This is a genomic window from Bradyrhizobium sp. UFLA05-108, assembly GCF_059803455.1.
Genome location: NZ_JBANAZ010000026.1, coordinates 14379 through 37687 on the forward strand (window position 1 = coordinate 14379; position 23309 = coordinate 37687).

Here is a 23309-nt window from a genome sequence, read left to right on the forward strand (position 1 = left end):
TTGAGATTTAGACGAAGCGACCGCGCAAGTCGGTCCAGCCATTTGTGAACAACCTCACTTGACTGCCCGCCTGATCAGAACGGAGCGCGATCTGAGCAGATGTGTTCACATAGATGCCGGCATTGCCGCCGTTGTAAGTGGTGTTGACCACCGGCATATAGATCGACACGCCTCCGCCGCCGCCCAAAATATTCGGCGCGAGATCGGCCGCGAACTGCGGCCCGATCCAGACCGCTGCGATGTTCGAAGGGTTTGCAGAGAACGTCGAGGTCAACGCTTTGACGACGATGCCCAACGGAACGGTTAAAGCCTGCAACACGCGGGCAGTCCCGACGGTGATTGCAGCCCCCGTCTCAAAGACAGGGGTCGACCAATAGAAATCATCGCCCACTTGGGTGAATGCGATCCACTGCGAACTGCCGTCCGTCTTGGCCGAGCCGATGCGTCGAAACAGCGTGTAAGCGCTCGGGATGTTGCCAGTCGTCAGGTTCGGCCCCGCCGCGCTGGTCGAAAAGCAGACATCGACGACGCCGGTGTCGAGCCGCTTGATCTCATAAAAATGATACCAGGTATTGGCCGCAATCGCCCCAGCGTCGAGGCCGCCAACGCCAGATCCAACCGCCCAAGCCGCCGCCGTCTTGGTTGTGGCTGCCGCCAGCTTCATGAGATCGACGTTCGTACTATCGGCCGCGACACCAGCCGCAACCATCAAGCTCGAGCTGCCGCCCGCCGCAGACATCGTCAGCCCGGAAATGCTGTTGATCAGCATGCCCGTCAGCGCCGTTTGCACAAACGCCGTGGTTGCGATCTTGGTGGAGCTATCGCCAGCGGTCGCCGTCGGCGACGTCGGCGTGCCGGTGAAGGCCGGGCTGTCGGAAGGAGCAAGTTGCTTCCAAGCCGTCCAAACACTGTTGTTCTCGACGCGCTGAAAGGTGTCGCCGTTAGAGAGATTAACCGCGCGCTGGCTCACATATCCGGCCGCAAACGTCGCCGCTTGAACGTGCACATAGTACAGGCCACCGCCAGTCGGCGTGTTGGGGCAAGCGCCGGTGTTGTAATAGGTTCCCTCGGCCGTCAATGTGTTGAAGTCAGTCCCGTTCGCCAGCGAGTTAGAACGATTGAGCGCCGCCACAACAAACGCAGTCGTGGCGAGCTTCGTCGTATTGTCGCCGGTCGCGGCCGTGGGGGCCGTTGGCGTCCCCGTCAGCGCCGGCGAGTTCAGCGGCGCCTTGAGCGCGAGAGAATTCGTCACCGTCGAGGCAAAATTCGCGTCGTCAGCAAGCGCCGTCGCCAATTCATTGAGCGTGTTGAGCGCCGCCGGCGCACCGGCGATCAAGGCGGCGATCGCGGCGTCGGTGTAAGCCGTCGTCGCGATCCGCGTCGAGTTGTCGCCAGGCGCTTGCGTCAGCGCCGTCGGGCTCCCCGTAAACGACGGCGAGTCGAGCGACGCCGCATTGATCAACACGCGCAAAGCAACAGCATCGGCGATATTCATCACCAACGTGCGCACGAACTCCGAGATCGGGATGACGCCGCCATTTTGCGACGCGTCCAGATACGGGATGACGTTCGGCTGCAGTCCGAGGGCGATCAAGCCACCAAGCAACCCCTCGACCTCGTGATCATCGTTCCAATTACTCGGCTTGACGGCGCCTTGCGGTATACCCTCGTCGTCGAGCGCCGAGCGAAATATATGCTTGATCCCCATCGATCCACACCTCTTAGGCGGGCACCACGATCGCGGCGTCGATTTGCGCGGCAGTCGTGAAGTCGCCAGTTTTGATTTTCATCACGGCAGCGGCCTCGGCCGCGAAGCACGAGGCGACGAACGCACCGACGGCTTGCGCGAGCGCGATTATCGTCGGTGCATCGACTTGCGTGAAATTGCCGTCGGCGCCCTTCCACATCGTCGAGAACTGCGGATTACCTTGCGCGATGTTGTACGCGGCATTCAGCATCGATTGACTTTCGCGATCGGTCGCGATCTTGATGCCGCCAACCGTCATGCCGCCGGTCTCGACAATGTAGCGCCGCGCGGCAGCATGCGCGATCAACTCATCCTTCGACAGCATCACCGCCGGCGCTGGGGCGAACGTGTTGCTCACCTCGTCATAGACCACGCCGATCGTCACCGGATCGTTGACCGCAATCATCTTGATCGACGGATGAAACATCTCCTTGATGTCGGCGCTATCAGCGATCGCGATATTTTCAACGGCAATGGCGCCGGCGAGCCTAACGTAATTTTTCATGGGTGCCCCCTGTTAGTACCAAATCAGCACAAGGCCCGGCGCGCCGCCGTTACTCGGGTTGGGAACGTTTGCCGGCGCGCCCGATCCGCCGGTCGCGAACGCATAAGCGCTGTTCGGCGATGCCGGGCCAAAGATGTCCTCGGAGATGCCGGCGAAGCCGAAAGCGTCGCCGCCGTCGCCGCCACGGCCGCCGTAACCGCCGCCGCCCAGTTGGCCGTCAATATGGAGCGCACCGGCCGGCCCGGCCGAGTTGCCGCCAGCACCGCGCGAGCCATACAGCGAAGAGGATGCGCCCGGCCCGGCCGAGCCGCCGCCACCGCCGCCATTGCCGGTTGCAATCGAGCCGAGCGAACTCGCCCCGCCATTGCCACCGGGATTGGGAAACACCGCCGAGGCACCCCCGGCGCCGACCGTGATAGGGATCACCGCGCCCGGCGTCACCGCCGAGGTGCCGCGAATGTAGCCGCCGCCGCCGCCGCCGCCGCCGGCCGTGCTCGCGCCGCTCGTCGCGCCGCCGCCGCCGCCGCCGCCCCATACCTCGAAATAAATCTTGGTGATGCCGGCCGGCACCGTGAACGTGCCGTTCGCCTGATAGGCGAGGAAATTGCGAAAGCCGGGATTGACGCGATCGCTCATGACGCGGCTGATCAATTGGCAATTGGTGCCGTCATATCGGAGCGTCACCATCTCGCCGACGATCAACTCGCCGTTGCCGAGCGGCGTGCCATCGGGGTTGACGACGGTTTTGATCGGCAACGTATTGAGCGCGATGTCAACGGGACTGCTCCCGTTGCCGTTGTTGATCCTGACGCGGATTTCCATTCCTTTCTTCCACTCGGCGGGCGCGGGAGAAAGCGACGCGACGATGTGACCTGGCGTTCCGCTATCCTCACAATAGAGCGGCAAGCCGCGCTGAATGAGATGCTGAATTGCCTTGAGCCAAAGCGCGTCGTCGCCGTTGTCTTGCGTGACGACATCGACGGCGCCGGCCGTTTGCCCGTTGCCGCGCACCAAAGCGCGAATGTTGGCGAGCACGGCGTTAAAGAAAGCGGCGCCGAACTCGGTGCCATCGTCGAAGCTCGGATCGCTACAATCCTTGAACCAAGTGTCGGTTGCGCCGAACGTGCGGTTTTCACCGGGCCGAATGGTCACGGCACCGGATGCCGAGGCAGGCCCCAAAAGATCAGTCATTGATACCCTCGTAAGCGACTTGAATTTCAGCGTGAACGATGCGCGACATCAGACAAATCAGCGGCGACAAGTCGGGGCCGCATGATTGACGACGGCCGGCGCGCATGCGGCCGGCGAGCGATCGCAGTGAGCGTCCGCCGTGATAGGCGGGCGACGAATTGAGGTGAACGATCACCTTGAGCGTCGCCGCGTGCAGGATCGATCCGGCTTTCGCTTTGCCGGCGCGCGCCTTGCCGACACGGCTGCCACAGTCCGCAACCGACTCAGTGCACTCGATCGACCAGCCCATGCGCGCGGCAATCTCCGCATAGTATTCGCAGCGCGTGCCGCCGATCGCGGCGACCTTGGTGCAGAGATCGGGAAACGGATCGCAATCATCGGGCAAGCCATATTCGGCCATCCAAAGATCGTGCGTTTCCTTGTGTGTCGCGCACCAAAATTCCTCGCGCAGATCGCAAAGCCGCGTGTTGACGAACAACAGCACTGTCGCAATCGATTTCCAGAACCGATAGAGAGTGCTCGGCCGGCGATAGATCGTCGCGAACGCGTCGGACTCAAAGCCCGAGGGCTGAAACGCGATCTCCGATCCCGGCCTCGGCCCGCCCTCATGCGTTTGCCACGCGCGCCCCTTGGGCAGCGAAGGCGGCATTTGAGCAATGATGTCATCGAGCGTCGGGCATTTGAACGGTGCCGGGCGCGACGCCTCGCAAGTCGTCATGTGTCACCTCATGCAAAGGTTACGTTGCCGAGCGTCGCCATTTGCCCCGAGATCAGCACAGTGTCGGCCGCCGGCGCCGTGATCGCGTGGCGCCGCTCGCCGCTCGCGTTCGCAACCGCCTGCCAAATCCATGAGCGCGAGAACGTCGTCGGCTTGGCGAGGTAGGGCATTGCGCCGATGTCCTGATCCGAGCCGGCGACCTGCGCATTGCGCCGGAAGGCGGCGCGCAACTCAGCGAGCACGGCCTCCTGCACCGCGGTCGTGTTCGGCTGCAGGCCGCTAATCGTGATGTTGACCGGCACCGCTTGCGCCGCCTGCACCGTCACGAGAGCGCCGGCCGGGCGGACGGTTTCGATGTGATCTTGCACGCGGGCGATGTCGGCCGGTTGCGGAATGCCGTCGGCATAGAGATCGAACATCAACGGAAACACGCGCACCGTGCCTGGGCCGCTCCACAGGCGCTCCACGAACACGTCGGGCCGCGCCTTGACGACATCCGACGACACGCCGGAGACTTCACCGGCCCATCCGACATAATCGGCGGCCGAGCCGCCGTGCACCGGATTGCGCTTGCGAAACAGGATGCGGGCGCGGAACGACTCGTCATCCTCGACATCAAAGCCTGCGACGAGGCCGCCGGATGATACTTGCGCGGTCGCAGCGTCGTCGCCATCGAGGCCCGAGACAATTTCGAGCGGCGTGCCGGCGATCGCATTGGTGTTCTTTCCGTCGCTCGTGCACGTCACGAGCACGGTCAGCGTGCCGGCACCCGTGGTCGAGCCGCCGGCAGTTGCGACATACTCGACGCCGTCGGCGCGGCGGAACACGCTTGCAACGTCGAGCGTCACGGCGGCGCTGACCGTGATGTCAACATTGCCTCGCGCCGGCGCGGCCGGCTTGCGCGCGCGGCCGAATTCCTCGCCGTGCCGATCGAGGTTTTCGCTATCGGCCGTCAGCGCGAATTTCTGCTTCTGGATGTAATCGGCGAACTGGAAAAGCTCGTGGAGAAAGCCGCCGAACACCTTGGCAGTCGGGTTGATGTTGTTCGGCCAAATCCAGGCATCGGAGCCCGGCAGATTAACACGAAAGGATTGGCGCGCGCGCTCAACCAAATCTTTGAGTGAAGGGATCGCAAACATCAGCGTGCCACCTGATTCCAAAGAACATCAAAGTTGCGGTCATAGATTTTTGCGCCGTCGCGGCCATAGAGCGCGACGACGAGCTCAAGCCGGCCCGCGATCTCGTTTGATGTCGCAGAAATGTCGATCCGCACGCAAACGCCCTGGTCGAGCAGCGTCGCCAAGGCCTCGTTTGCGAATTGCTCGGCCCAGGTTGAGGCCGGAATGCCGGCGATCGTCATCGGCGCGCGCTCTAGCAGCCAGAGCAGCGAGCCCAGCTCGCGCTCGCCCAGATCAGTGCGCACGTCGATGCCGTCGCCCCAATAGCCGCGGTTGTCGCCGTCAGCGAGGTAATAGAGCGGATGATCTGTCGGCACACGCTTGTCGGTGAACAGGCAAAGCACGACGGCGGTTTCGATCGCGGCTTTCGCACGCAAGCCGCCATGGTTCTGCACCTCATCGGGATCGGACATCGCCCAATCCGCATGACCGCGCTCGGCATCCCAAACGGAGTCCCAAAGCGCGTTACTGTCGCCCGCGCACCCCTCGGCGGCGCGGATCGTCACTTGTGCCATTTTCGTAAAACCCTTAAACGACCGCGAACACGATCGACGACGGCCCGGCCGTGGTCTCAACCGCAGGCACCGCCTCACCCGTTGGCGAGGTGACGCCGAGATCAACTCGGCCTGGGCGGATGCGAACATAACGGCCGGCAACGCCGACGGCGCAGTCGCTGGCGGCCTCGACGGTGATGTTGGTGCTCGTGAGCGTGATCGAGGAGTCGCCCTTGGTGATCGTCACGTCGTCGGTGTTGAGCACGATGGAAATATCTTCCCCATCGTCATCCTCGGCGGCCTTGCTGCCGCTATCGCTGATCTCTTGACCCTTGCCGATCTTGATATTGATCACCTTGGAATGCACCGCGTCCAAATTGTCTTTGAACACGCGGATGATATCGCCGGTATGATCATAGAGCGCGACACCACCCTCAGGCGTGTCTTTCGGCCGATACTTCTTGTGCTCAAAGCCGAGCGCGAGCAGCCGATCGGAGCGGCCACCGAGCGCGAGATAGACGCCCTCCGAGCCCTGCGGCGCGTGCGAGGTGATGCCGTGCGGTTGCGGCCGATAGACGTCCTCGAATTCCTCCGACTTGAGGCCGGTCATTTTCTTGAGGATCTGTTGCGTGCCCGAATCGTCGGTCTTGAGCACGGTTGCGCGGCGCAAATGCGCGATCAGGCCCTCTTGGCCTTCCGGAAACCACACCCACATCAATCATCCCCCGCATCAGACACCCAGGCCGCGCCGGCCTTACCGCCCTTACCGCCCTTGCCACCAAGCGCGCGCGGATCGACCAGCGAGAGCACCGACAAGGTGCCCTCTTTGCGATCCTGCGAAAACGTCACGGTCTCGATCGCCATGTCCTGATGGATATCGGCAAAATCGGAATCCACGAACACGAGCGCGCCAGGCTCCCACAGCATGCCGCCGTCGTCGTGATGGCCCTGCACCGTGACGCTGGCCTTGAGCGAATTACCGGCCTCGCGATCTCTGCGCGTACCGGCGCGTTTCTTGGCGCGATCCTTGTCGGTGTCGCCGTCGTGAATGACGATCACCGGGCGATAACGGCCAAGCTCGGCGTCGCGCGCCTTGGCCTCGATCTGCAAAGCATCCTCGCCGTGCCCATAAGGCTTTTGCCCACGCACGATCACGTCGGAATGCCGGCCGCTCCAATTGTGATCGGCCTCGATTTTCTTGAGGTTGACGCGCTCGATCAGCGCGCCGGCGTGGCGCTGCTTTCCGCCCTTGGTGATCAGAATCGAGCCGTCGGCCTGCCCAACCGGAAATACGCCCTGTTCGCGACACAGCTTTTCCAGGCAGCGAAACGCGGTCTCGCCCGGCGTGATCCGATAAATCGGAACCTTTTTCAGTTGCTCGTCGGTCGCAATGCCGATGCCGAAATGATCGAGCGCCGCGCCGATCTCTTGCGGGTCTTTGTTCTTAAACTGCCCGGTGTCATGCACCGCGCTTGAGTCGATATAGTCTTGCGAGCGCGAGCGGCCCGAGATGTTGATCTCGGCGGTATCGTGCTCCCCGAGGGATGGCTGATACCGATCGACGTAACCCTGACACATCAGCGAGCCGTTCGACAGGATCGAGATGGCCGTGCCGGCCTTGAACGTCCAAGCGGTTGCCGCGGCGCCCGGCTCGGCCGCGACCTTCAACTCGAATGAGCGCGCCGCGTCCTGAAACGAGGCGCGCACGAGCACGCGCTCAAACGCCGTCCAAAGGCCGCCGCCGGCGGCGACGGTCACGAGCACGTTTTCCATGATGTGTTACCTCGAAAGCGCCGCGATCGTCCGCGGCATGAATGACGGGTGCCGCACATTGTTGCGGGCAACCAACTCGTCGGCGCGCGTTGGATCGGCGTAAAGCGTCCAGGCGAGCGCGAGCGAGGGCAGGATGATCGCGCTTTCGACCGTGATCACCGGCGCGAGCGTGTTGATCGTCCTGGTCAACCAATCGATCACCTTGCCGCGCAACGCCTCGATCGCGACAAAGAGATCGTGATTTTCGGCGCCGGCTGTATCGTAAAGCTCGGCCTCGAAACGCTCGGCAACCTCGCCGCGCGCGGTAACGCCCGACGGGCGATCGGTGAATGTCATCCGCAACACGCCCTCGGCATAGGCCGTCAACGCCGCGAGCCGCACCGCGCGGGCGGCGGCGGCGGCGTTCTGATAGGCCGCCTTCGCCGTCGTCGAGAGGTACGGTTGCCCGGCAACCGCCACGTTGACGGGCGCCGGCGGTGCGGGAAACGCATCGACCAATTCGAGCGCGGCGCGGATCGCCGGATCGGGTTCCAAGCCATCACCCAATTGCCGCACGAGCGAGATGAGGCTCGCCATCGCCGGACCGGCGGCGTCGGGCGCCGCCGTGTTCGATACCTGATCGGGCAGCGCCGCCAGAAAGCTTGCGATGCCGTCGCGCAACTTCGCTGAGGTCTCCGGATCGACCGGGTAAGACTGCCGCAGCACGTCGATCGAGGCCGCCGCGTCGGCGAGCGTGTCGGCCGCCGCCGCGACGACATAATCGGGCTGGTCGAGCGTGGCGATCAGGCGCGGGAACAGCGCGCCGAGCGACACCGCGATCGCATCGGCCGCGACGAACGCGGCATTTGCCAGCGCCGGAACGGAGATGAAAGCGGTAGCGGCGCCAGCGCGCACGAATTTCAATTCAAACGCGACATACCCCATTTGATCGCGCTGCGTCGATCGCTTGAAGGTTTCGCAATGAACCGTCACCGGGCCGAAATAGGGCACGACGAGCATGCCCGGCCCCTCGGCCGCGAGCGCGGCTTTCAGCGCGTTCGCGAGCGCGTCGGCGTTGTCGCCGTGCACATAGGCAACCCCGCCAAAGAAGCGCAGCGCCTCGCCCATATCCTCAATAAAGGGCGCGTCCCGGTGCGGGAATACGTGCTTGACGTTATCCCGGCCACCCTCCTCGTCGTCGGACTCAAAAAAGAACGGCACGCCCTTGTAAGAGGCCGGCCAAAGCGTCTTGAGCCAGTCGCGACAAAGTGCGGAGTCAGCCATCGCCGGAACCTCGTTTTTGTATCGTACGAAACAAAAACGGCCCCCAAGATGTTGCTTGAGGGCCGCCTTAACAACGTGCCGGGCTGTATGTGTCCGGCTTTGGATTTTAACGCATGGCTCGCCACTGCTCGCCCGGCGCGGCGCCTTCTAAAGCTATTGCGGTGGCCCCGCCTCGGGCATCGATTTGCCGGTTGATCCCGTCGAGCCGGTGGACGGCCCGCCCGTCGATCGAAACGCGTTAATCGCGTTGTTGATCTTGGACTCGACCGTCGCCCAAAACTCGGAACTCGGCTTGACCGTGATATTAGCCTCTAACGTCGCGTTGCCGACGACCTCGGCCTTGACCGGCTCGCTAGGGCCGCCGATGCCGGTTGCCTTGCGGATGTCGTCGATCGTCCAATTCGGCGCGCCCTGGCCCCCATAGCGGCCTTGCGTGACGGCCGGGTTATAGCCGAACCCCTCAAGCTCGCTTTCGAGGCTCGCGCGCTTGGCGGCAGTCTGCCCCTTGACGTACGCCTCGAATTCCGGATCGCCGTAAATGCCGGCGGCCTTGTCCTTTTCGTCAAGCTCGTGCAACTGATCGAGCCGATAGCGCGGCCCGGCCTCGTACCGCTTGAGCCGGTTGATGTCGTCGTCGTCCATCATGGCGTCGGCGAGTTGCGTCCACGCCAGAAACGGCGCCATCGCCGCTACGGTTTTGCTCAAGCCGAAACCGCTGCCACTCTTGCCCATGAAATGCGCAAGCGCCGAATTGCCGGCGTCCCATCCGAGCGCACCCGTCATCGCAGCTAACCAGCCGCCGCCGGCGAAGATGTCGCCCGGCCGCGTCTTGGCGTGCTCGGCGGTATAGGCGAGGCCGCTCGCAAGCCAATTCATGCCGCCGGTCACGGCCGGCATCAGCGGCGCCGTCGTGTTCGACAGCGTGTTGTCGAGTTGCGCGCCGATCGACTTTGAGATCACCTTGGGATCGTTCTTTTGGAAAAGCTCGGCCGCCTCGCCGCCCTTGGCGCCCTCGACGAGGTGCTTATCCTTTTCGATGCGCGATTGCTGGGTTGCGAAAATCGACATCATTTGCGCCGTCGTCGTCTGCGACGCCATCGCCGCAATCACCTCTTGGATTTTCGCCGGATCGGTGACGCCCTTCTTTGCGAGCGCTGGGATCAAAATCTTGTTCACCCATTGATAGGGATCGGTCTCGCCGGGCTTGAGGTATTCCGCGCCAACGATGCCGCCGGGCAACACGCCCTTGACGTTGCCGGTTTTGGTTTTGATCACCTTTTTCGGATCGATAAGGCCGTACGCCTGCAATTGCTCGACGGCCTTGTTTGACATCTTGCCGCCGACGAATTGCGTGTAGAAACTCGACAGCGCCTTACCGGCCGACGAGCCGCCCAACTCTTGCGCCAGCGTCGGCGCCGTCTTGAGCATGAAATCGTCGCTCAAGGCGTTGGTCGCAGCGCGACCATATTTGAACATCTCGTAATAGTCCGTCGGCCGCAGCGTGTCGCCGAACACATTCATCGCCTTCGCCATATTGTCGATGTAGTGCTCGAACTTGGCGCGATCCTGCGTCACGCCCTTGATTTCCATGCCCTTCGCGAGCTTGTCGAAATCCTCGTTTAGTTCCTCGGCCTTGTCGGGGTGCGCGCCGAGCGCGACGACGCGCAAGCGCGCGAGCGGTTCCAGAACGTGAGTCGCTTCCTCGAATGTGCCCACCATCGAGCGCACGTTGCGCGACATGTGCATCATTTCGGTTTGCGAGATCGAGGGAAACTTTTTCGACACACTCGCGGCAAGATCGTTCGCCTCTTTGATCTCCTGTTCGGTCATGCCCGAGGCGCGCATGCGCGTTTCCTCGTGCGCGCGATCGGCCGACACCTTGACGGTTTCATGCGCGAGCGCGCTCACGGCGCGCCCGCCGGCATAGGCGGCGCCGGCGGCCAGGCCCATCTTTGTCCCCTGCCCGATCGCGGTAACGCTGCGCTCGATCCGAGCGACGTTTTTCTCGGCGGCGGCGGCGAGGTTCAATTGCTTTTGCACATCGCGGTTGAGCGCGTTCGCGGCGCGGGAGATGCGCTGGATTTTCTGTGCAACGGCATCGAACGCGCCGCCGGTTGCATCCTTCCCCTTGATAACGGCAAGGGCCTCAAGGATCGTACCCATTTACTTCCCCCGCCTCTTGCGCACTTGGATCGCGCGGCCGGCCCAACGCAACAATTCGGAGAACCCCGCGCGATCGGCAGCGTCGGCATCGACGACGCGCTCGATCATCACGAGGAAATCCCAAATCACTCCGATTGTGTCGTCGCCGGTTCCTGAAAAAAACCGATAATAGCATCCTTGACCGCGATGGCGTCGAGCACGCTCATATTGTTCATCGCGAGCAACGGATCGGGCTGCACGATCAGCCGCTCGGCATAGGCGCGGATCGCGACATCGTTGTCGACGAGCGCCATACCGCCGGATGCGCGCACCCATGTTTGCGGGGCGCCGAGCGCGAAGTAATCGGCAGCCGTCGGTTCCTGCACGACGACTTGCGTGATCGCAACGCCGTTCGCGCCGCCGATCGGGCGCTTGAGTGGAATGGTTTTCGTCTCGCGTGCCATGTCGGCCCCTCGAATGATCAAAGTGAGAAAGAGATCGCCGGCGAGACTCAAGGCCCGCCGGCGCTTTGCCTTAGCTGTTGAGCTTCTGATACTGCGGCCCGCGAATTTCCACGCCGTCGATCTCGCCGCTCGACATGTTGAGCGTCGGCTTGCCGACAAAGCGAGCGCCGGTAAAGATGTGGGTGCGAGTGTTGTCCTCCTCAACGATCGTCGCGTCGATCTTGCACCGTCGCAACTTTTCATCCCAGGTAATGCCGCACCCGTTGCGGAACTTGATCACCGCACCATAAAGCTCGGGCTTCATCATGTAGCAGGGCGAGCCGTCCTGATTGGCCTTGTGTTCGACGGAGATGTTGCTCACGTCGAGCGTAATATCGGCATCGCTCGGCGTCATGCGATCGCCGTCAACGGTGATCGAAATGCGACCGCCGAAGCTATCGCAACAATCGTCTGCCATGTTGTGTTTTCCTCAAAGAATGGAAGGGAAATCGCCCGGCGATAAGCCGGGCGCGGATGGAAAAGCCTCGAACTAGACGGCCGAGTCGCCCGACGGCGACTGATATTGCAGGAACGCGGTCGCGTTCGCCGCGAACACACGCAACTGATTGACGACATCGAACGGCAGATAGGCATTGAGCCGGTTCGCATCGTTCGGATCGCGCTCGACGACAACATATTGCGCGAACAGATCGGCCTTTTCGAGCACGCCGAGAGCGACGAGATCGTTGTAAGCATGCACGAGCGTGTTGCGCACCGATTTCGGCGTCGCGATCTCGGCGAGGTTGAACGGGTTGTCATCCGCCAGCGCCTGCCGCGAGTGCTTATTGCTCACCGCCGTGCGAAAGTAGCGAACGGCAAACATCAGTTGATACATCGTTTCAACGTCGCGGAACGTGCCATCGGCGACGCCAGCGGCCGTTTTCTGGTACGTCGTCACGAAACGGTCGATCGCAACGATGCCGTCGGCGCGCACCTTGCAAGCCGCGATGCCGTTGGAATATAGCGCCTGCCGATCAACGATATCCCACCACGTTGAGCGATCGCGCGGCGGCAACACGCCATCGAGAGCGAGCGTCTGCAACGGGCGCGAGACCTCCGGCGCATCGCCAAGATGCGCGCTTGCCTTGGCCGCAGAGGCCGCCGCCCACTCCCATTCCGGAGTCGGCGAACGCTGCGATCCGACGACGACCGCGTGCTGATCGTTGCGGGTATCGCCGAACGTCACGAGGCCCGACAGCGTGCCGAACTGCATGCCGAAATAGCCGCCATAAAGCTGCTGGATCGGCGACCAGCGGCCGGCGCTATCGTCGAGGAAGTCGCGCACCGAATTGAGCGAGGTGGAGTCGCTGTAGGGGCCGGCGAGGAAGTCATATTCCTGATCGCCGAGGCTCGCGAGCGGCCCGGCAAGATCGGGAACGCCATTGCCGCCCGTGAGCGCGACGACGGTCGTGTTGGTGCCGTTGAGCACGTTGGACTCGTCGGTGGCGTAAGTCACTTCCTGGGCGTTGAACAGCGCACCATTGTGCCGCGCGGTGAAATTGCACTTGGCCGCCGTGGTGCCGTCCTGGGCCGCGGTGATGGGCAGGTTGGCCGCATTGATCGCCGCCGCCGCGTTGATCGCCACGGTGGCCGCGGTGTCGGCAGCGTTGACCTGAAACACGATGCGACGGCCCAGCACCCACAGGATTGCAGCGCCGGTGACGCCAGGCGCCGTGAATGTATAGGAGCCGGCAGCCTTAGCGCCGGCCGGATCGGCAAGCGGCAGCGCCCAGAGCGGCTGAAACGGCGCATTGCGGCGGGCGATCTTGAACATCGCCGATAGCATCGATCCGACGCCGAAAAATGCATCGGCCTCGTTTTGGTTCTGGATCGGCCCGATCACGGTCCCGGCGGCGGCGCTGCCGGCAGCGAGCTTCTGCCCGATCAACAGCACGCGCGGATCGCCCTGGAACGGCGTTCCACCCGAGTTGATCTCGGCATACCAGAAGGGCACCAACTGGTTACCCGGAATGTTGTTGAACAACACCGACATATTGACGTAGCTCCTCGTTCGCGCGACGCGGCATCACGTCGGCGTGGTTGGCGGTTTGTAAGTTTGAGAGAGGTGGAGTTAGGCGATTGGCGCCTTGACGCACCGCGAACCGGCGGCGCACGCGTCGCTCGTGACGCAATTCGCACACACTGCGAATGCCGCCGGCGCGCCGACGGCCGACGCAATCGACGCGACCGGCACGCTCGGATCGCTTTCGACGACATCGCGATCGCGGATGCGCCGCAACCAATATTGCGAGCGAGGTTTCCACTCGCCGGCAGCGGCGAGCGGCGCAAATCCCTTGTCGGGATCGGGCACGACCGCGAGCACCGTCACACCCTCAATCTCGATCGAGGACGGCTTGATAAAGATGTTCGACATTTCCTAACCTTGCAGATTGGTGGCAGTCCCATGCACCGGAGCGGTGTCGGACACGCCGGGTTGCGGCGCCGCCGTGATCCCAACGGTGTTGAGATTGACGCGAGTCGGCATGACCGGCGCCATTCGCGCCATGCCGAGGGCAAGATCGTGAAGATAGGTGGACTCGCCGAGTTGCGTCGCGATCGCCTTGAGCGCAGGCGGCAGGCGATCGAAATCCGTCGGCACCGTCACCGGCGCCGGATCATAGCAGGAGTCCTGCACGCGAATGTGGGTGCGGATCGTGCGCGCGGCGAGCCGAATGCTTTCCTCAGCCGAACGATGCTTGATCTTGGAGTTCCATTCCTCAAACGGCAATTTCGCCATTTTCCGGAACAGCGCGCCCGACGGCCCAAAATGCAGGGCATGCCGGATTTGCTCCTCAAGCACCCCGAGCGTCGCCTCGGCGGCCGCATCGGTGTCGGCGTAATCGACGATCACCGAGCCGTCGACGACGAAGTTTTGCACCACTGAGATTTCGAAAACGAGCTCGATCTCGCCCTTGTAGAAGGTCGGGCCAGCCTGGGCGATCTTGCGAAGCGCCGTGTCCTCGGTGAACACGCCGACAAGCGGGCGCCTTTCCTCGCTGCCAAGATCATCCATCGGATCGACACGCGAGTCCGCGACGTAGCGGCCGGCGAGCGTCGGCCATGGGCCATCGCTTGCCAGCAGCGCCGAGGGGCGCAAGGCTTCAAGCGCGGTCAACCGCAAGAATTCACGCGCGAGCATCGGCTAAACCCCATTGAGTGTGAGACGGACGAAACCCGGCGTCGAGGGCAAGACCTCGTGAACGCGGAAACGCCGAGCGGTGGCCTCTTGCGTCACGGCATCGCCGATGCGCGGGCGCCACGGCAGGCGCGACAAATCGAGCGACACGTAAGGGCGCACCGTCGAATGTCCGGCGCGCTCGGGCTGCACGCCGACTTGATGGAAAGGACCGGCACCGGCGCGCGCGGCGGACTCGCCAAAGGGGCACAGCACATGCTCGACAACGGCGCGATCACCATCCGGGATCAGCGGCGCGTTGCGATCGGTCTGGTATTTCATCGGAGCGAACGTGAAAAGTTCGCCCTGGATTTTGTCATGCGTCACCGCCGCAGCGGCGACAGCACGCGCGAACGGTGACGCCATGACGAGACTCCGTTAGCCGATGCGGCGATCGATGATCACGGTGCCGGTGGTGTCGGCCTGGGCCTGGGCGGCGCCCGCCGTGCCGACGCGGGTGTTGCCGGCCGCGGTCTTGGTAAACACGTGGTTCGTGCTGTCCCAATAGAGCGCATCACCGAACACCCAGGCCGCCGCGGTATCCTTGGGCTGATCGGAGAACACGCCCTCGCGCACGACGGCAACAGTGTCGCCGGACACGCCGTCGATCATGGGAACGCCGAACACGGTCGCGCCGAACAGCGCGGCAATGCCGCCGGTGACGTTGCCGGTCAAGGTGACGTCGAGCGTGTCACCCTTCGAAAGATAAGTTTTCATGTCTGCTTCTCTTGACGATGAGAGGAAAACGAAAACGGCCGACGCATTGGGCGCCGGCCGTCACGAGATCAGAAAACGCGAGGCTTAGTTGCCAGCGTTCTTGAACACACCGCGCCAATCGATCGCCTTGGCGGCGAAGTCAAGGCGGCCCTTGATCTCGATCCCATCGACCTCAAAGCCGAGGCGACTTTCCGTGTAGAGCCCTTCCTCACCCTCAAGATAGGCGTATTCGATGGTGTCGATCGTGGCGGGATCGGCGAACAGGTACCACGCATTGCCCGTCAGACGGGCCTCGGTGATCTGCTGGAGCGAGCCGGCGAACGGGTTGATCTGCGAATTCTGTTGCGGATACAACGTGGTCGCGAGGAACTGTTGGGCCTCGGTTTCCTTGTCGGGCGAGACGACAAGGAAGGCGGGCGTCAGGTTCAGCGGCTCGGCGTCGGCCGCCTTGACCGCAAGGCCCTTCTGCTTACGCATGGAAGCGCGGCCCTCATTCAGGGACGCGATCGCGATCGCGCCGGCGGCGCCGAGGTTGCCGTGCGTGGCATGGAACAGCGCGACGTTGTCGCCCATCGCCGGATTCGAGATGATGATCGCCCAGAACAGCGACGCCTCGGTTTCCGCAGCGGAGCGGCCGAGCAGCATCGGCAGGCGATCGAACGCGCCAAGATCGTCGTTGATCAGCGACTGGCGAGTGATCGCGACGATGCGGCCATAGGTGGCAAGCGCATACTGTTCCTTGGAGTCAGCGAGCGCCGCGTGCTGATACTCGCCGCCCTCGCGGATTTGCTTGAGGTTCGGCAGGTTGGACAGCTGCGTCACAGCGCGCGCCTTGAAGTCGGGCGCGTTGTTCTGCCGCGACAGCTTTTTCCAATTCTGCGGCGCAACCTGATAGGCCGCGCGCAGGCGCTTGGACACAACGTTGGCGAGGATCGCCGGGAAATCGGAGGTGGACATCATGCCGCCGCCGGAACGGATGCCGGTCTCGAGGCCAAGCAGCCGCGTCGCAAGCTCCATCTTACCAAGGCCGCGCAGACGCTGGCCGGTGGTCTGTTCGTGGAACAGGCGGCCCATTTCCATCAGCGACATCCCGCGCCATTCGCGGGCAGCATCCTCAAGCTTGACCACCGCCGGATTGGCGCGATGCAGGATCGCGTTTTCCAGCGCGGCGCGTACGGTGTCGCCCTCGTCGGTCCCGACCTGCACACGGCCAACAACCGTGGCCTTGGCAGCACGCGCAGCGATGGCGTCGAGCGCAGCAGCGCGCGCGGCGTCGAGCGTGGTGCCGGCGGCGATGTGCTGGGCGGCGAAGCCGTCGAGATTGTGCCGCGCGGCAAGGGTATTGATCTCGGCGACGCGGGCGCGCTCGGCCTCGACAGCGGCGCGAACGGCATCGCTCGGCGCCGGCGAAGCGGTGCGGGCTTCCTCAGCCCGGATCTTGGTCTCGGTGTCAGCGATCTCGCGGAGCAGCTCAGCGTGCTCGGTCTCGATCGCGCGGACAGCGTCAGCAGCCATGCCGTCAGTGACTTCGGCGATCTTCGCCGCAGCACGCTTTTTGAGATCGGCGAGGTGCGCGCGCAACTGTTCAAGAGTCATGGAAAGATTTTCCCTTTGGTTTACAGCTCAGATGGTGGATTGCCGCATCCGCATGCGGGCGACGGCGGCGGTGGTCGTGGATTGATCGCGCACAATCGCGATCGGGAACGTCTCGTCGGATGCGCGCACCTGGGCGCCCGCGTCCGCCGGGATCGTGACAAAAGACACCTCGAAAGGCGTCCAACGCGTAGCGATGCGCTTCTCGACCTCGCCCTTTTTCTCGGGCTCGACAACACGCACTTCGTCGATCGAGTAACCGACCGACACGTTGCGAATGATGCCTTCCTGCACCATCGCAAACATCCGATCAGCCGCCTCATCGACGCCCTTGCTCGGGAAGCGGATTCGCGCGCGGCCTTCGCCGCCGTCGATCCAGGCCTTTTCGATCACGCCGACCTGGCTCGACGTTCGCCAGGCGGAATGGCTATCAAGCGCCGGCGCACCGGCGTTGAGGCGCGTGAGGTTGATCGCCGAGCGCGACACCTCAAGGATCTCATCGAACGGGATCGAGGTGTCCCATCCGGTCCAACGCCGGCGCCGCACAGTGGCACCGGTGGTGAACGTCACCTCGACGGTTCGCTTTTCGGGATCGACCGAACCGACCGGCAAGGCGCGCGTTTGCATCGGCAACACCGCCGGATCATTTCTTTTTGACATTCGTATTATCCTCAGATTGCCCCTCGCCAGCTGCGCCGCCCTTCATGGACGCGAGCGCGAGACGCGGATCGGTGTCGAGAACGATTTTTCGCTTGTCGATCTCCTTGAACCACTCCTCGATTTCGTCGAGTTGCGTATCGGGATCAACGCCCCATGCGAGCACGAATTGCGACCACGTCATGCGACCGGAGCGCACGGCGAGGATGTCGGCTTGCATTTCTTTGATCGGATCAATCGGCTCATTGGCCGGCATGATCCATTCGACCGGGTAGCCGCCGGCGCGCCGCGGCAATATGCCGGCGTCTTGCGCCATCTCGCACCAACGATCCCAGAGCGGTTCGAGGATCATCGCCACGATGGTCAAATACTGGAATTGCTCGACGATACGTCGGAACTCGATCTTGCCGGCTTTCAGCGACGAGAAATTCGCGTGCGTCAAGTCACCGGTCAGCTGATCGTAAGTCAAGCCTGCGCCGGCGGCGAGCGCGAGCAGCGTTTGCCGCAACACGCCCTCAAACTGCATCGACCCGGACGGCGCAACGGTCTGCACCTCCTCGCCCTGCTCAAGATAGGCCACCATGCCCGGCGAGAAATTCTCAATGCGGCGTTGCGCACCGCTCGGCGTCGTCTGTTGCGTCGCTTGCGCGAGCGTGCGGGCCGTCGAGTTGGTCTTGATGAATGCCGCGAGACACGACTCAATGCGCGCCTTGACAACAACTGCCTCTTGCAGATCCGCGAAGTCGCGGCCCGTCAGCATCGTGCACGCAAGCCACGGCACGCCGCGCCCCTGGCCAATGCGATCCTTGCGATAGGCGTGCAGCATATCGCGGGCATCGACGCGGATCGAAGCCGATGGCATCACGAGGCCGCGCGCGCCGGGATGCACCGGGTGAATCCAATAGCCGCGGCGCTTGCCGTTCAAATCATATTCGATGCCCTGATCAACAACGACGCCATCGGCGTTGATGTCTTTAGGGCGCGACACCATCATGACCCGGTCGCGCGACTGATCGAGGTGATCAGGCTCAAGCAACTGCACCTCAAGCGGAACGACGCCACGCTCGACGCTGTCCGGCCGCACCGGCACCATGCGCGCCAGCACCTCGCCGGACTCAATGATGCATCCGGTGGCGAGCGCAAGCAAACCATCGAAATTGAGTTGCCCCTCACGATCGCAATGCCGCGACCATTTGCGCCACGCCGCCTTGACTTTCTTGTCGAGCGTTTTGTTGCCCGTGTTCGGCTTTGGCACGATGCCAGTGCCGACGGTATGCGACACCGTCACGGTCTTGATGCGGGTGCCCCACCACGTGTTGCGCACGAGATCACGCGAGCGCGCGCGAAGCGTCGGCAGCGCCGCCTTGGTCTCGACGTTCGCCGAGGCGTTGGTCGCGCGCCAATTATCGGTGCGCCGGCCGAACGTCGCGCCGTCATAGACGCGCACTTGGTCCAAGCTCACCCGCGCAGCGGCGCGGCGAAGCCCGGCGGCCGGCGCGAAATACGCGACGACGCGATCGACAGCATTCATAAGGTTTCGCCCTTAGTCGCGGCTGTGCCGGATGTAGGAAACACGCGGTGCGGCCTGAGACGGCGACACCTCTTTAATCATGTCGTCGAGTTGCGCGATCATGTCGGCGCGCGAAAAATACTCGACCTCGCGGCTATCCGGACCCGAGCCGAATTTGACGCGCCGCGCGCCCGAGGCGAGCGCAGCTTTCAGCGCGTCGATGTCGTCTTGCGTGTAAGCCATCGCTACACCTCACTTCCCAGCTTCTCTGCCTTTGAGACTGAGCCTCACACGATTTTCGCGTTGGCGAATTGTGCGTAGACGCGATTGAGCCACGTGCTCACCGTGCCGCGCATCACCGCTGACGGGTTGCTCTTGGCGAACACGCTAAAGGGCTGGCTCGCCTTATCAACGGCCTCGGCCGCAGCAGAGCCCAGCACCGGAATGTCGAGCGCGTCAGGCGGAAACACGAATTTCGTCGCGTTGATGTGGTTACCGACGGACACGTGCCGCGCGCCGGCGGCAAGCCGCATCGCAACCGGCTTGATCTCGTCGATCGACGCCTGATTGTTGCCGAGCACATGCAACACCGTGATCGCGTATTTCTCGGGATCGAGAAAGCCGATGTCGGTCAGCAGCTGCAGTGTCGGCGACAACAGCCCGGCACGGATATCGATCACAGTCGCCGTGAGCGCATTGAGCGTATCAAAGACACGCATCTGCCCATCGGAGTCAACGAGATCGACGATCTCGGTGCGCTCGGAATAAAACCGCTTGAGCACGCCGCCGGCCGGATTTTCCGCGCTCGGCCGCACCTCGTTTTCGGTGTCGAAAGCACGGTTCGGGATGCCGCTGGCATCGAGGAAGTCGAGCAGCGCGCGCGAGATCGTGGTTTTGCCGACGCCGCCCTTGTCGGCGCCGACGATTAGCAAAATCGGCTTGGTCATTGGTCCGTTGTCCTTTTGGTCTAGCGCTTGAGCCAACCGCTCGTGTTGCGGCCGATCCAATTCGAGCCGGTTGGCTCCTCTTGCGATCGCGCCGCCGGCGGCTGGCTACTCGCATTTGCGGGCGGTGCCAGCACTTCGGCCGGCGGCGGATCATCCGCGCCGTCGGGCGCGGACATTGCAGACGCGGGACTGGCTGCAATTTGCACATTGAGCGGGCGTGCTGCGAACAGATCGCCTTGCGTTGCGCCGGGCGCACGCTCGCGCGCAAGGATCTTCCATTCATCCTCGGTCATCGACGACAGGCCGAGGTGATCGGCGATCGCCATGTTGTACACACGGCAATCGAGGAGATGGTTTTCCTGATTTCCGCGCGGTCGCCACCCCTTTATCATGCGTCCGCGCGACTTGATTTCGGCGAGGTATTCGGCCGTCACTTGCTTGAAGTAAATTTCGTCAAGAAACTTGCCGAAATGGCAGTAACCCGGCGGATCAACCTCATGCCCGGCCGATTTGCCCTCGCGGCGCAAATCCTCATACCAATGGCCCTTGAGCGACCATGTGCCGACGGGCCAAAGCTTGGCAAAACCGAGCTTGCGGCCCTCAATGTCGATGTCTTTAACAACCGGCGTGCCGAGCGCCGGCAGATGCCAGCCGTCGCGGCCGTCCACCGCATACGCCAGATGGCGCATTGAGCACCAATAATAAACCACATGCGAGCGGAAGCCCGAGTCGACAGCGAAGCCGTCAACCTTGCGCTTGCCGCCGTACGAGTCCGGCCACTCGCGATCGTAAAGCTCGGCGAGTTTCAGGAACGCGCCGCCGTTGGCGTTCGTCGTGTCGCCGTCGAGCATGTCGATGTGGACAACCCACGACTCACGGTTCGACGCCCAAGCGACCACCTCGACGTAAATGCCGTTCATCTGCACGTCGGCCGCGGCCGTGAGCATCAGGCCGCGCGGCGGTATTCGCCCGCGCGGATAATCCTCGCGGCGCTCCATCAGGCGCACATGATCGGGGGCGTCGCCCTTGATCTCGAATGCCTCGCCAAGCGTGAGGTTGTAAAACGCTTTCAGCTTGGCGGGATCGCCTTGAGCGGCAATCCAGCGCTCGGCGATCTTGTCCCAAGGCACGAACGGCGACGACATTGCGTCGATGTGGTAGCTCGGGAATTTTCCCGGCCCTGGCGCGGTGGCGATCCAGCCGTTGCGCATGCCGAGCGATTCCAGATATTCGGATCTCGGCGCGTGCTTGGAGCCCGCGCGCACCAACGCGTTTTTTTCGTGCGCCTCAATCGGGCAACCGCAGCAAGGCGCAACATAATGCGCTTGGAACGGAAAAACGTCGTTAAACTTGAAATTCGAGCCGAATCGAAACGAAAACGGCTTTTCGCAATTGGGGCAATCAACGTGCCAATAGCGCTGATCGCCGGCCTCGAATTGCTTATCGATGTAGCAGGTGCCCTTAACCGTCGGCGTCGAGATGTTGATCTCTTTCCAATCGCCGGTGGCGAGGAACGACTCATAGCGCGCCTCGATCATCGCGTGCGGCGAGCCCTGGCCGTCGAGATCGTCCGGATATTCGCTCGCCTCGTCTTTGATGATCTTGCGTTTCGTCTTTGAGCGCAGATCGGCCGTCGAATTCGCGATCGCGAGCGCCATCGAGCCGCCCGGATAGCGCTTGAGATACGTCGTCGAACCCTCGCCCGAACGCGAGACTTGCGGCTTGATCTTGGCTTTGAGCGCCGGCGACTGCTCGATCGCCGGGTTAAGCTTGTCGGCAATGAAGTCGGCGAGCGCGCCGTCGGTTGGCTGCACAAGCAAAATGCCGCCGGCCGGATCGGTGTCGATCGACGAGCCGACGACGCCGATCGCCATCATCGTGAAGCCGGTTTGCGCGCTCTTGCGGATCGCCTCTTTGTTCACGGGAACGTCGGTTGCGCTGTTGTTCAGCGGCTCGACGACGTAAGGCGTAAGCCTCGGGTCCCATTTTTCGCCGGCGCGCGGGCCGTCGGGCACGACGATGTTTTCTGCGCACCACCCCGCCGGCAACACCTTGCGCGGCGGCGTGATCAACGCCATAGCCTCGGCGGACATGGCGGCGACGGCCGAATGTTTGAATTGCAGCATAGCCGGCCCTTATGCCGGCACGTCGCCCTCGCCCGGCTCAACAGTTGACGGCACGGCCGCGCGCGCGATCTCGCCAATGGCCTGGGCGATATCGGTGCGCAACTCGCGCTCGATTTCCTTCAGCATGCCGCGCGCCCCTAGCACCCCGTCTTTGACCGCGACTGCAGTCAAGCCTTCCGCGTACGTCGGCAGGCGGCCGAGGATACGCACCACAGCCTCACCGATCTTGACGCCGCCCTCTTTGGCCTCGTCAATCGGCACGAGCCGGCCGAGCCGTTCCTCGAGATCGAGAAACTTGAGATCGGCGGCATAGCGCGCATTGCGCTCTTGGTGATCGCGCACAGCCCGCGAGGCCGGTGTGTCGGCGTTGGCCTCTGCCTCGGCGCGCGTTTCCGCAGCGGCCTCTTTGAATGCGTCACCGGTCTCGCCGACGGCGCGATCGAATTGCGCGAGGTTCACGAGCTTGGTGCCGTTCGGCCCTGGCCGCGTCTCGACCTTGCCGGCCTCGACGAGCGAGTCGACTCGCTTCGCGATCGCTTGCCGCGATTTGTTTTTTTCCCGCGCGATCTCGGAAACCGACAGCCAAAGGCCGGCCTCGACGAGATCGAGCGTTGCGTCGTCGCTCATCACCTTACCACTCGCCGCGATCGGCCGCCCATGCTCGGCCGATACTTGCCATTCCGCTCACTGAAAGGAAGCGACGACTTGCGCGGATGCGGACGGTATTGCCCGCGCTTAGGTTTGCGCGCCTTGCGTGCCATCGCGTGTCAACCTGTCAACCGTGTCAACCCAAGATTTGATTTTTGCCGCTGGCGAGTTTTCGGGGCGCGCTTGGGCCGTGTGGGGTGGGGGCCGGGGAGGGACCCGCGCCCCACCCCCACCGGCCAGTCGCCCGGCGGCCGGCGATCACGCCTGCGATCCCGCAGAGGCCCATAGTCAGGATGATCGCGCGCGCCGAGGCGCCACATGCGAACATGACGAGCGCCAGCACATCAGCGCCAAGCATCACGCCAGCGAGGATGATCGAGCGTATCATCACATCGAGCACACGCGCGCCGCGTTTCATCGCC

Annotated in this window: 25 protein-coding genes; all 25 read right to left on the reverse strand. The window is 63.2% G+C overall.

Annotated features, from left to right (window positions below):
• Nucleotides 1–7: 7 nt before the first annotated feature.
• A complete protein-coding gene (locus SO140_RS19985; RefSeq protein ID WP_498542972.1) occupies nucleotides 8–1594 on the reverse strand; it encodes a pyocin knob domain-containing protein in 1587 nt (528 codons plus the stop codon).
• Between the two features lie 127 nt (nucleotides 1595–1721).
• Nucleotides 1722–2252 carry a DUF4376 domain-containing protein gene (locus tag SO140_RS19990; protein WP_498542973.1) on the reverse strand — a complete coding sequence of 177 codons (531 nt, stop codon included), beginning with the start codon at nucleotides 2250–2252 and terminating at the stop codon, nucleotides 1722–1724.
• A 12-nt stretch (nucleotides 2253–2264) separates the two neighbouring features.
• A complete protein-coding gene (locus tag SO140_RS19995) occupies nucleotides 2265–3443 on the reverse strand; it encodes a glycine-rich domain-containing protein (protein ID WP_498542974.1) in 1179 nt (392 codons plus the stop codon).
• On the reverse strand, nucleotides 3436–4161 hold the full coding sequence (locus SO140_RS20000; RefSeq protein WP_498542975.1) for a hypothetical protein: 726 nt from the start codon (nucleotides 4159–4161) through the stop codon (nucleotides 3436–3438). Before SO140_RS20000 ends, SO140_RS19995 begins: the two co-directional genes overlap by 8 nt.
• Before the next feature lie 8 nt (nucleotides 4162–4169).
• Complete coding sequence (locus SO140_RS20005) at nucleotides 4170–5300, reverse strand: baseplate J/gp47 family protein (RefSeq protein WP_498542976.1); 1131 nt, start codon at nucleotides 5298–5300, stop codon at nucleotides 4170–4172.
• Complete coding sequence (locus SO140_RS20010) at nucleotides 5300–5854, reverse strand: phage GP46 family protein (protein WP_498542977.1); 555 nt, start codon at nucleotides 5852–5854, stop codon at nucleotides 5300–5302. Before SO140_RS20010 ends, SO140_RS20005 begins: the two co-directional genes overlap by 1 nt.
• 13 nt (nucleotides 5855–5867) lie before the next feature.
• Complete coding sequence (locus tag SO140_RS20015; RefSeq protein WP_498542978.1) at nucleotides 5868–6548, reverse strand: phage baseplate assembly protein domain-containing protein; 681 nt, start codon at nucleotides 6546–6548, stop codon at nucleotides 5868–5870.
• Nucleotides 6548–7606 (reverse strand): phage baseplate assembly protein, encoded by a 1059-nt coding sequence (locus SO140_RS20020; RefSeq protein WP_498542979.1) that lies wholly within the window; start codon nucleotides 7604–7606, stop codon nucleotides 6548–6550. Before SO140_RS20020 ends, SO140_RS20015 begins: the two co-directional genes overlap by 1 nt.
• A gap of 6 nt (nucleotides 7607–7612) precedes the next feature.
• Nucleotides 7613–8869, reverse strand: a complete 1257-nt coding sequence (locus SO140_RS20025) for a DNA circularization N-terminal domain-containing protein (protein ID WP_498542980.1) — start codon at nucleotides 8867–8869, stop codon at nucleotides 7613–7615.
• Between the two features lie 153 nt (nucleotides 8870–9022).
• Complete coding sequence (locus SO140_RS20030) at nucleotides 9023–11032, reverse strand: hypothetical protein (RefSeq protein ID WP_498542981.1); 2010 nt, start codon at nucleotides 11030–11032, stop codon at nucleotides 9023–9025.
• Between the two features lie 125 nt (nucleotides 11033–11157).
• Nucleotides 11158–11475: a hypothetical protein gene (locus SO140_RS20035; protein WP_498542982.1), complete on the reverse strand. Its 318-nt coding sequence runs from the start codon at nucleotides 11473–11475 to the stop codon at nucleotides 11158–11160.
• A 70-nt stretch (nucleotides 11476–11545) separates the two neighbouring features.
• The gene (locus tag SO140_RS20040) at nucleotides 11546–11932 is read right to left on the reverse strand and encodes a phage tail tube protein (protein ID WP_498542983.1); all 387 of its coding nucleotides are present in this window, start codon (nucleotides 11930–11932) and stop codon (nucleotides 11546–11548) included.
• A gap of 72 nt (nucleotides 11933–12004) precedes the next feature.
• Entirely contained in the window at nucleotides 12005–13507 is a 1503-nt protein-coding gene (locus SO140_RS20045; protein ID WP_498542984.1) for a phage tail sheath subtilisin-like domain-containing protein, read from the reverse strand.
• Between the two features lie 78 nt (nucleotides 13508–13585).
• Entirely contained in the window at nucleotides 13586–13888 is a 303-nt protein-coding gene (locus tag SO140_RS20050; RefSeq protein WP_498542985.1) for a DUF2635 domain-containing protein, read from the reverse strand.
• Nucleotides 13889–13891: 3 nt separating this feature from the next.
• On the reverse strand, nucleotides 13892–14653 hold the full coding sequence (locus tag SO140_RS20055; protein WP_498542986.1) for a hypothetical protein: 762 nt from the start codon (nucleotides 14651–14653) through the stop codon (nucleotides 13892–13894).
• Between the two features lie 3 nt (nucleotides 14654–14656).
• The gene (locus tag SO140_RS20060) at nucleotides 14657–15055 is read right to left on the reverse strand and encodes a hypothetical protein (protein WP_498542987.1); all 399 of its coding nucleotides are present in this window, start codon (nucleotides 15053–15055) and stop codon (nucleotides 14657–14659) included.
• A gap of 12 nt (nucleotides 15056–15067) precedes the next feature.
• Nucleotides 15068–15406 (reverse strand): capsid cement protein, encoded by a 339-nt coding sequence (locus SO140_RS20065; RefSeq protein WP_498542988.1) that lies wholly within the window; start codon nucleotides 15404–15406, stop codon nucleotides 15068–15070.
• Between the two features lie 84 nt (nucleotides 15407–15490).
• Nucleotides 15491–17002 carry a prohead protease/major capsid protein fusion protein gene (locus tag SO140_RS20070; RefSeq protein WP_498542989.1) on the reverse strand — a complete coding sequence of 504 codons (1512 nt, stop codon included), beginning with the start codon at nucleotides 17000–17002 and terminating at the stop codon, nucleotides 15491–15493.
• A 27-nt stretch (nucleotides 17003–17029) separates the two neighbouring features.
• The gene (locus tag SO140_RS20075) at nucleotides 17030–17659 is read right to left on the reverse strand and encodes an HK97 family phage prohead protease (RefSeq protein WP_498542990.1); all 630 of its coding nucleotides are present in this window, start codon (nucleotides 17657–17659) and stop codon (nucleotides 17030–17032) included.
• Entirely contained in the window at nucleotides 17643–19187 is a 1545-nt protein-coding gene (locus SO140_RS20080; protein ID WP_498542991.1) for a phage portal protein, read from the reverse strand. The genes SO140_RS20075 and SO140_RS20080 overlap by 17 nt, the downstream gene beginning before the upstream one ends.
• 12 nt (nucleotides 19188–19199) lie before the next feature.
• Nucleotides 19200–19409: a phage head-tail joining protein gene (locus SO140_RS20085; protein ID WP_498542992.1), complete on the reverse strand. Its 210-nt coding sequence runs from the start codon at nucleotides 19407–19409 to the stop codon at nucleotides 19200–19202.
• A 44-nt stretch (nucleotides 19410–19453) separates the two neighbouring features.
• Nucleotides 19454–20113 carry a P-loop NTPase family protein gene (locus SO140_RS20090; protein ID WP_498542993.1) on the reverse strand — a complete coding sequence of 220 codons (660 nt, stop codon included), beginning with the start codon at nucleotides 20111–20113 and terminating at the stop codon, nucleotides 19454–19456.
• Between the two features lie 20 nt (nucleotides 20114–20133).
• Nucleotides 20134–22239 carry a phage terminase large subunit family protein gene (locus tag SO140_RS20095; RefSeq protein ID WP_498542994.1) on the reverse strand — a complete coding sequence of 702 codons (2106 nt, stop codon included), beginning with the start codon at nucleotides 22237–22239 and terminating at the stop codon, nucleotides 20134–20136.
• Between the two features lie 9 nt (nucleotides 22240–22248).
• Nucleotides 22249–22866: a hypothetical protein gene (locus SO140_RS20100; RefSeq protein ID WP_498542995.1), complete on the reverse strand. Its 618-nt coding sequence runs from the start codon at nucleotides 22864–22866 to the stop codon at nucleotides 22249–22251.
• Between the two features lie 157 nt (nucleotides 22867–23023).
• The gene (locus SO140_RS20105; RefSeq protein WP_498542996.1) at nucleotides 23024–23305 is read right to left on the reverse strand and encodes a hypothetical protein; all 282 of its coding nucleotides are present in this window, start codon (nucleotides 23303–23305) and stop codon (nucleotides 23024–23026) included.
• Nucleotides 23306–23309 lie beyond the last annotated feature (4 nt).

Bases quoted from the DNA above. Each gene is read 5' to 3' on its own strand.
- SO140_RS19990 (WP_498542973.1), bottom strand. From the start codon at position 2,252: ATGAAAAATTACGTTAGGCTCGCCGGCGCCATTGCCGTTGAAAATATC.
- SO140_RS19995 (WP_498542974.1), bottom strand. From the start codon at position 3,443: ATGACTGATCTTTTGGGGCCTGCCTCGGCATCCGGTGCCGTGACCATT.
- SO140_RS20000 (WP_498542975.1), bottom strand. From the start codon at position 4,161: ATGACGACTTGCGAGGCGTCGCGCCCGGCACCGTTCAAATGCCCGACG.
- SO140_RS20005 (WP_498542976.1), bottom strand. From the start codon at position 5,300: ATGTTTGCGATCCCTTCACTCAAAGATTTGGTTGAGCGCGCGCGCCAA.
- SO140_RS20010 (WP_498542977.1), bottom strand. From the start codon at position 5,854: ATGGCACAAGTGACGATCCGCGCCGCCGAGGGGTGCGCGGGCGACAGT.
- SO140_RS20015 (WP_498542978.1), bottom strand. From the start codon at position 6,548: ATGTGGGTGTGGTTTCCGGAAGGCCAAGAGGGCCTGATCGCGCATTTG.
- SO140_RS20020 (WP_498542979.1), bottom strand. From the start codon at position 7,606: ATGGAAAACGTGCTCGTGACCGTCGCCGCCGGCGGCGGCCTTTGGACG.
- SO140_RS20025 (WP_498542980.1), bottom strand. From the start codon at position 8,869: ATGGCTGACTCCGCACTTTGTCGCGACTGGCTCAAGACGCTTTGGCCG.
- SO140_RS20030 (WP_498542981.1), bottom strand. From the start codon at position 11,032: ATGGGTACGATCCTTGAGGCCCTTGCCGTTATCAAGGGGAAGGATGCA.
- SO140_RS20035 (WP_498542982.1), bottom strand. From the start codon at position 11,475: ATGGCACGCGAGACGAAAACCATTCCACTCAAGCGCCCGATCGGCGGC.
- SO140_RS20040 (WP_498542983.1), bottom strand. From the start codon at position 11,932: ATGGCAGACGATTGTTGCGATAGCTTCGGCGGTCGCATTTCGATCACC.
- SO140_RS20045 (WP_498542984.1), bottom strand. From the start codon at position 13,507: ATGTCGGTGTTGTTCAACAACATTCCGGGTAACCAGTTGGTGCCCTTC.
- SO140_RS20050 (WP_498542985.1), bottom strand. From the start codon at position 13,888: ATGTCGAACATCTTTATCAAGCCGTCCTCGATCGAGATTGAGGGTGTG.
- SO140_RS20055 (WP_498542986.1), bottom strand. From the start codon at position 14,653: ATGCTCGCGCGTGAATTCTTGCGGTTGACCGCGCTTGAAGCCTTGCGC.
- SO140_RS20060 (WP_498542987.1), bottom strand. From the start codon at position 15,055: ATGGCGTCACCGTTCGCGCGTGCTGTCGCCGCTGCGGCGGTGACGCAT.
- SO140_RS20065 (WP_498542988.1), bottom strand. From the start codon at position 15,406: ATGAAAACTTATCTTTCGAAGGGTGACACGCTCGACGTCACCTTGACC.
- SO140_RS20070 (WP_498542989.1), bottom strand. From the start codon at position 17,002: ATGACTCTTGAACAGTTGCGCGCGCACCTCGCCGATCTCAAAAAGCGT.
- SO140_RS20075 (WP_498542990.1), bottom strand. From the start codon at position 17,659: ATGTCAAAAAGAAATGATCCGGCGGTGTTGCCGATGCAAACGCGCGCC.
- SO140_RS20080 (WP_498542991.1), bottom strand. From the start codon at position 19,187: ATGAATGCTGTCGATCGCGTCGTCGCGTATTTCGCGCCGGCCGCCGGG.
- SO140_RS20085 (WP_498542992.1), bottom strand. From the start codon at position 19,409: ATGGCTTACACGCAAGACGACATCGACGCGCTGAAAGCTGCGCTCGCC.
- SO140_RS20090 (WP_498542993.1), bottom strand. From the start codon at position 20,113: ATGACCAAGCCGATTTTGCTAATCGTCGGCGCCGACAAGGGCGGCGTC.
- SO140_RS20095 (WP_498542994.1), bottom strand. From the start codon at position 22,239: ATGCTGCAATTCAAACATTCGGCCGTCGCCGCCATGTCCGCCGAGGCT.
- SO140_RS20100 (WP_498542995.1), bottom strand. From the start codon at position 22,866: ATGAGCGACGACGCAACGCTCGATCTCGTCGAGGCCGGCCTTTGGCTG.
- SO140_RS20105 (WP_498542996.1), bottom strand. From the start codon at position 23,305: ATGAAACGCGGCGCGCGTGTGCTCGATGTGATGATACGCTCGATCATC.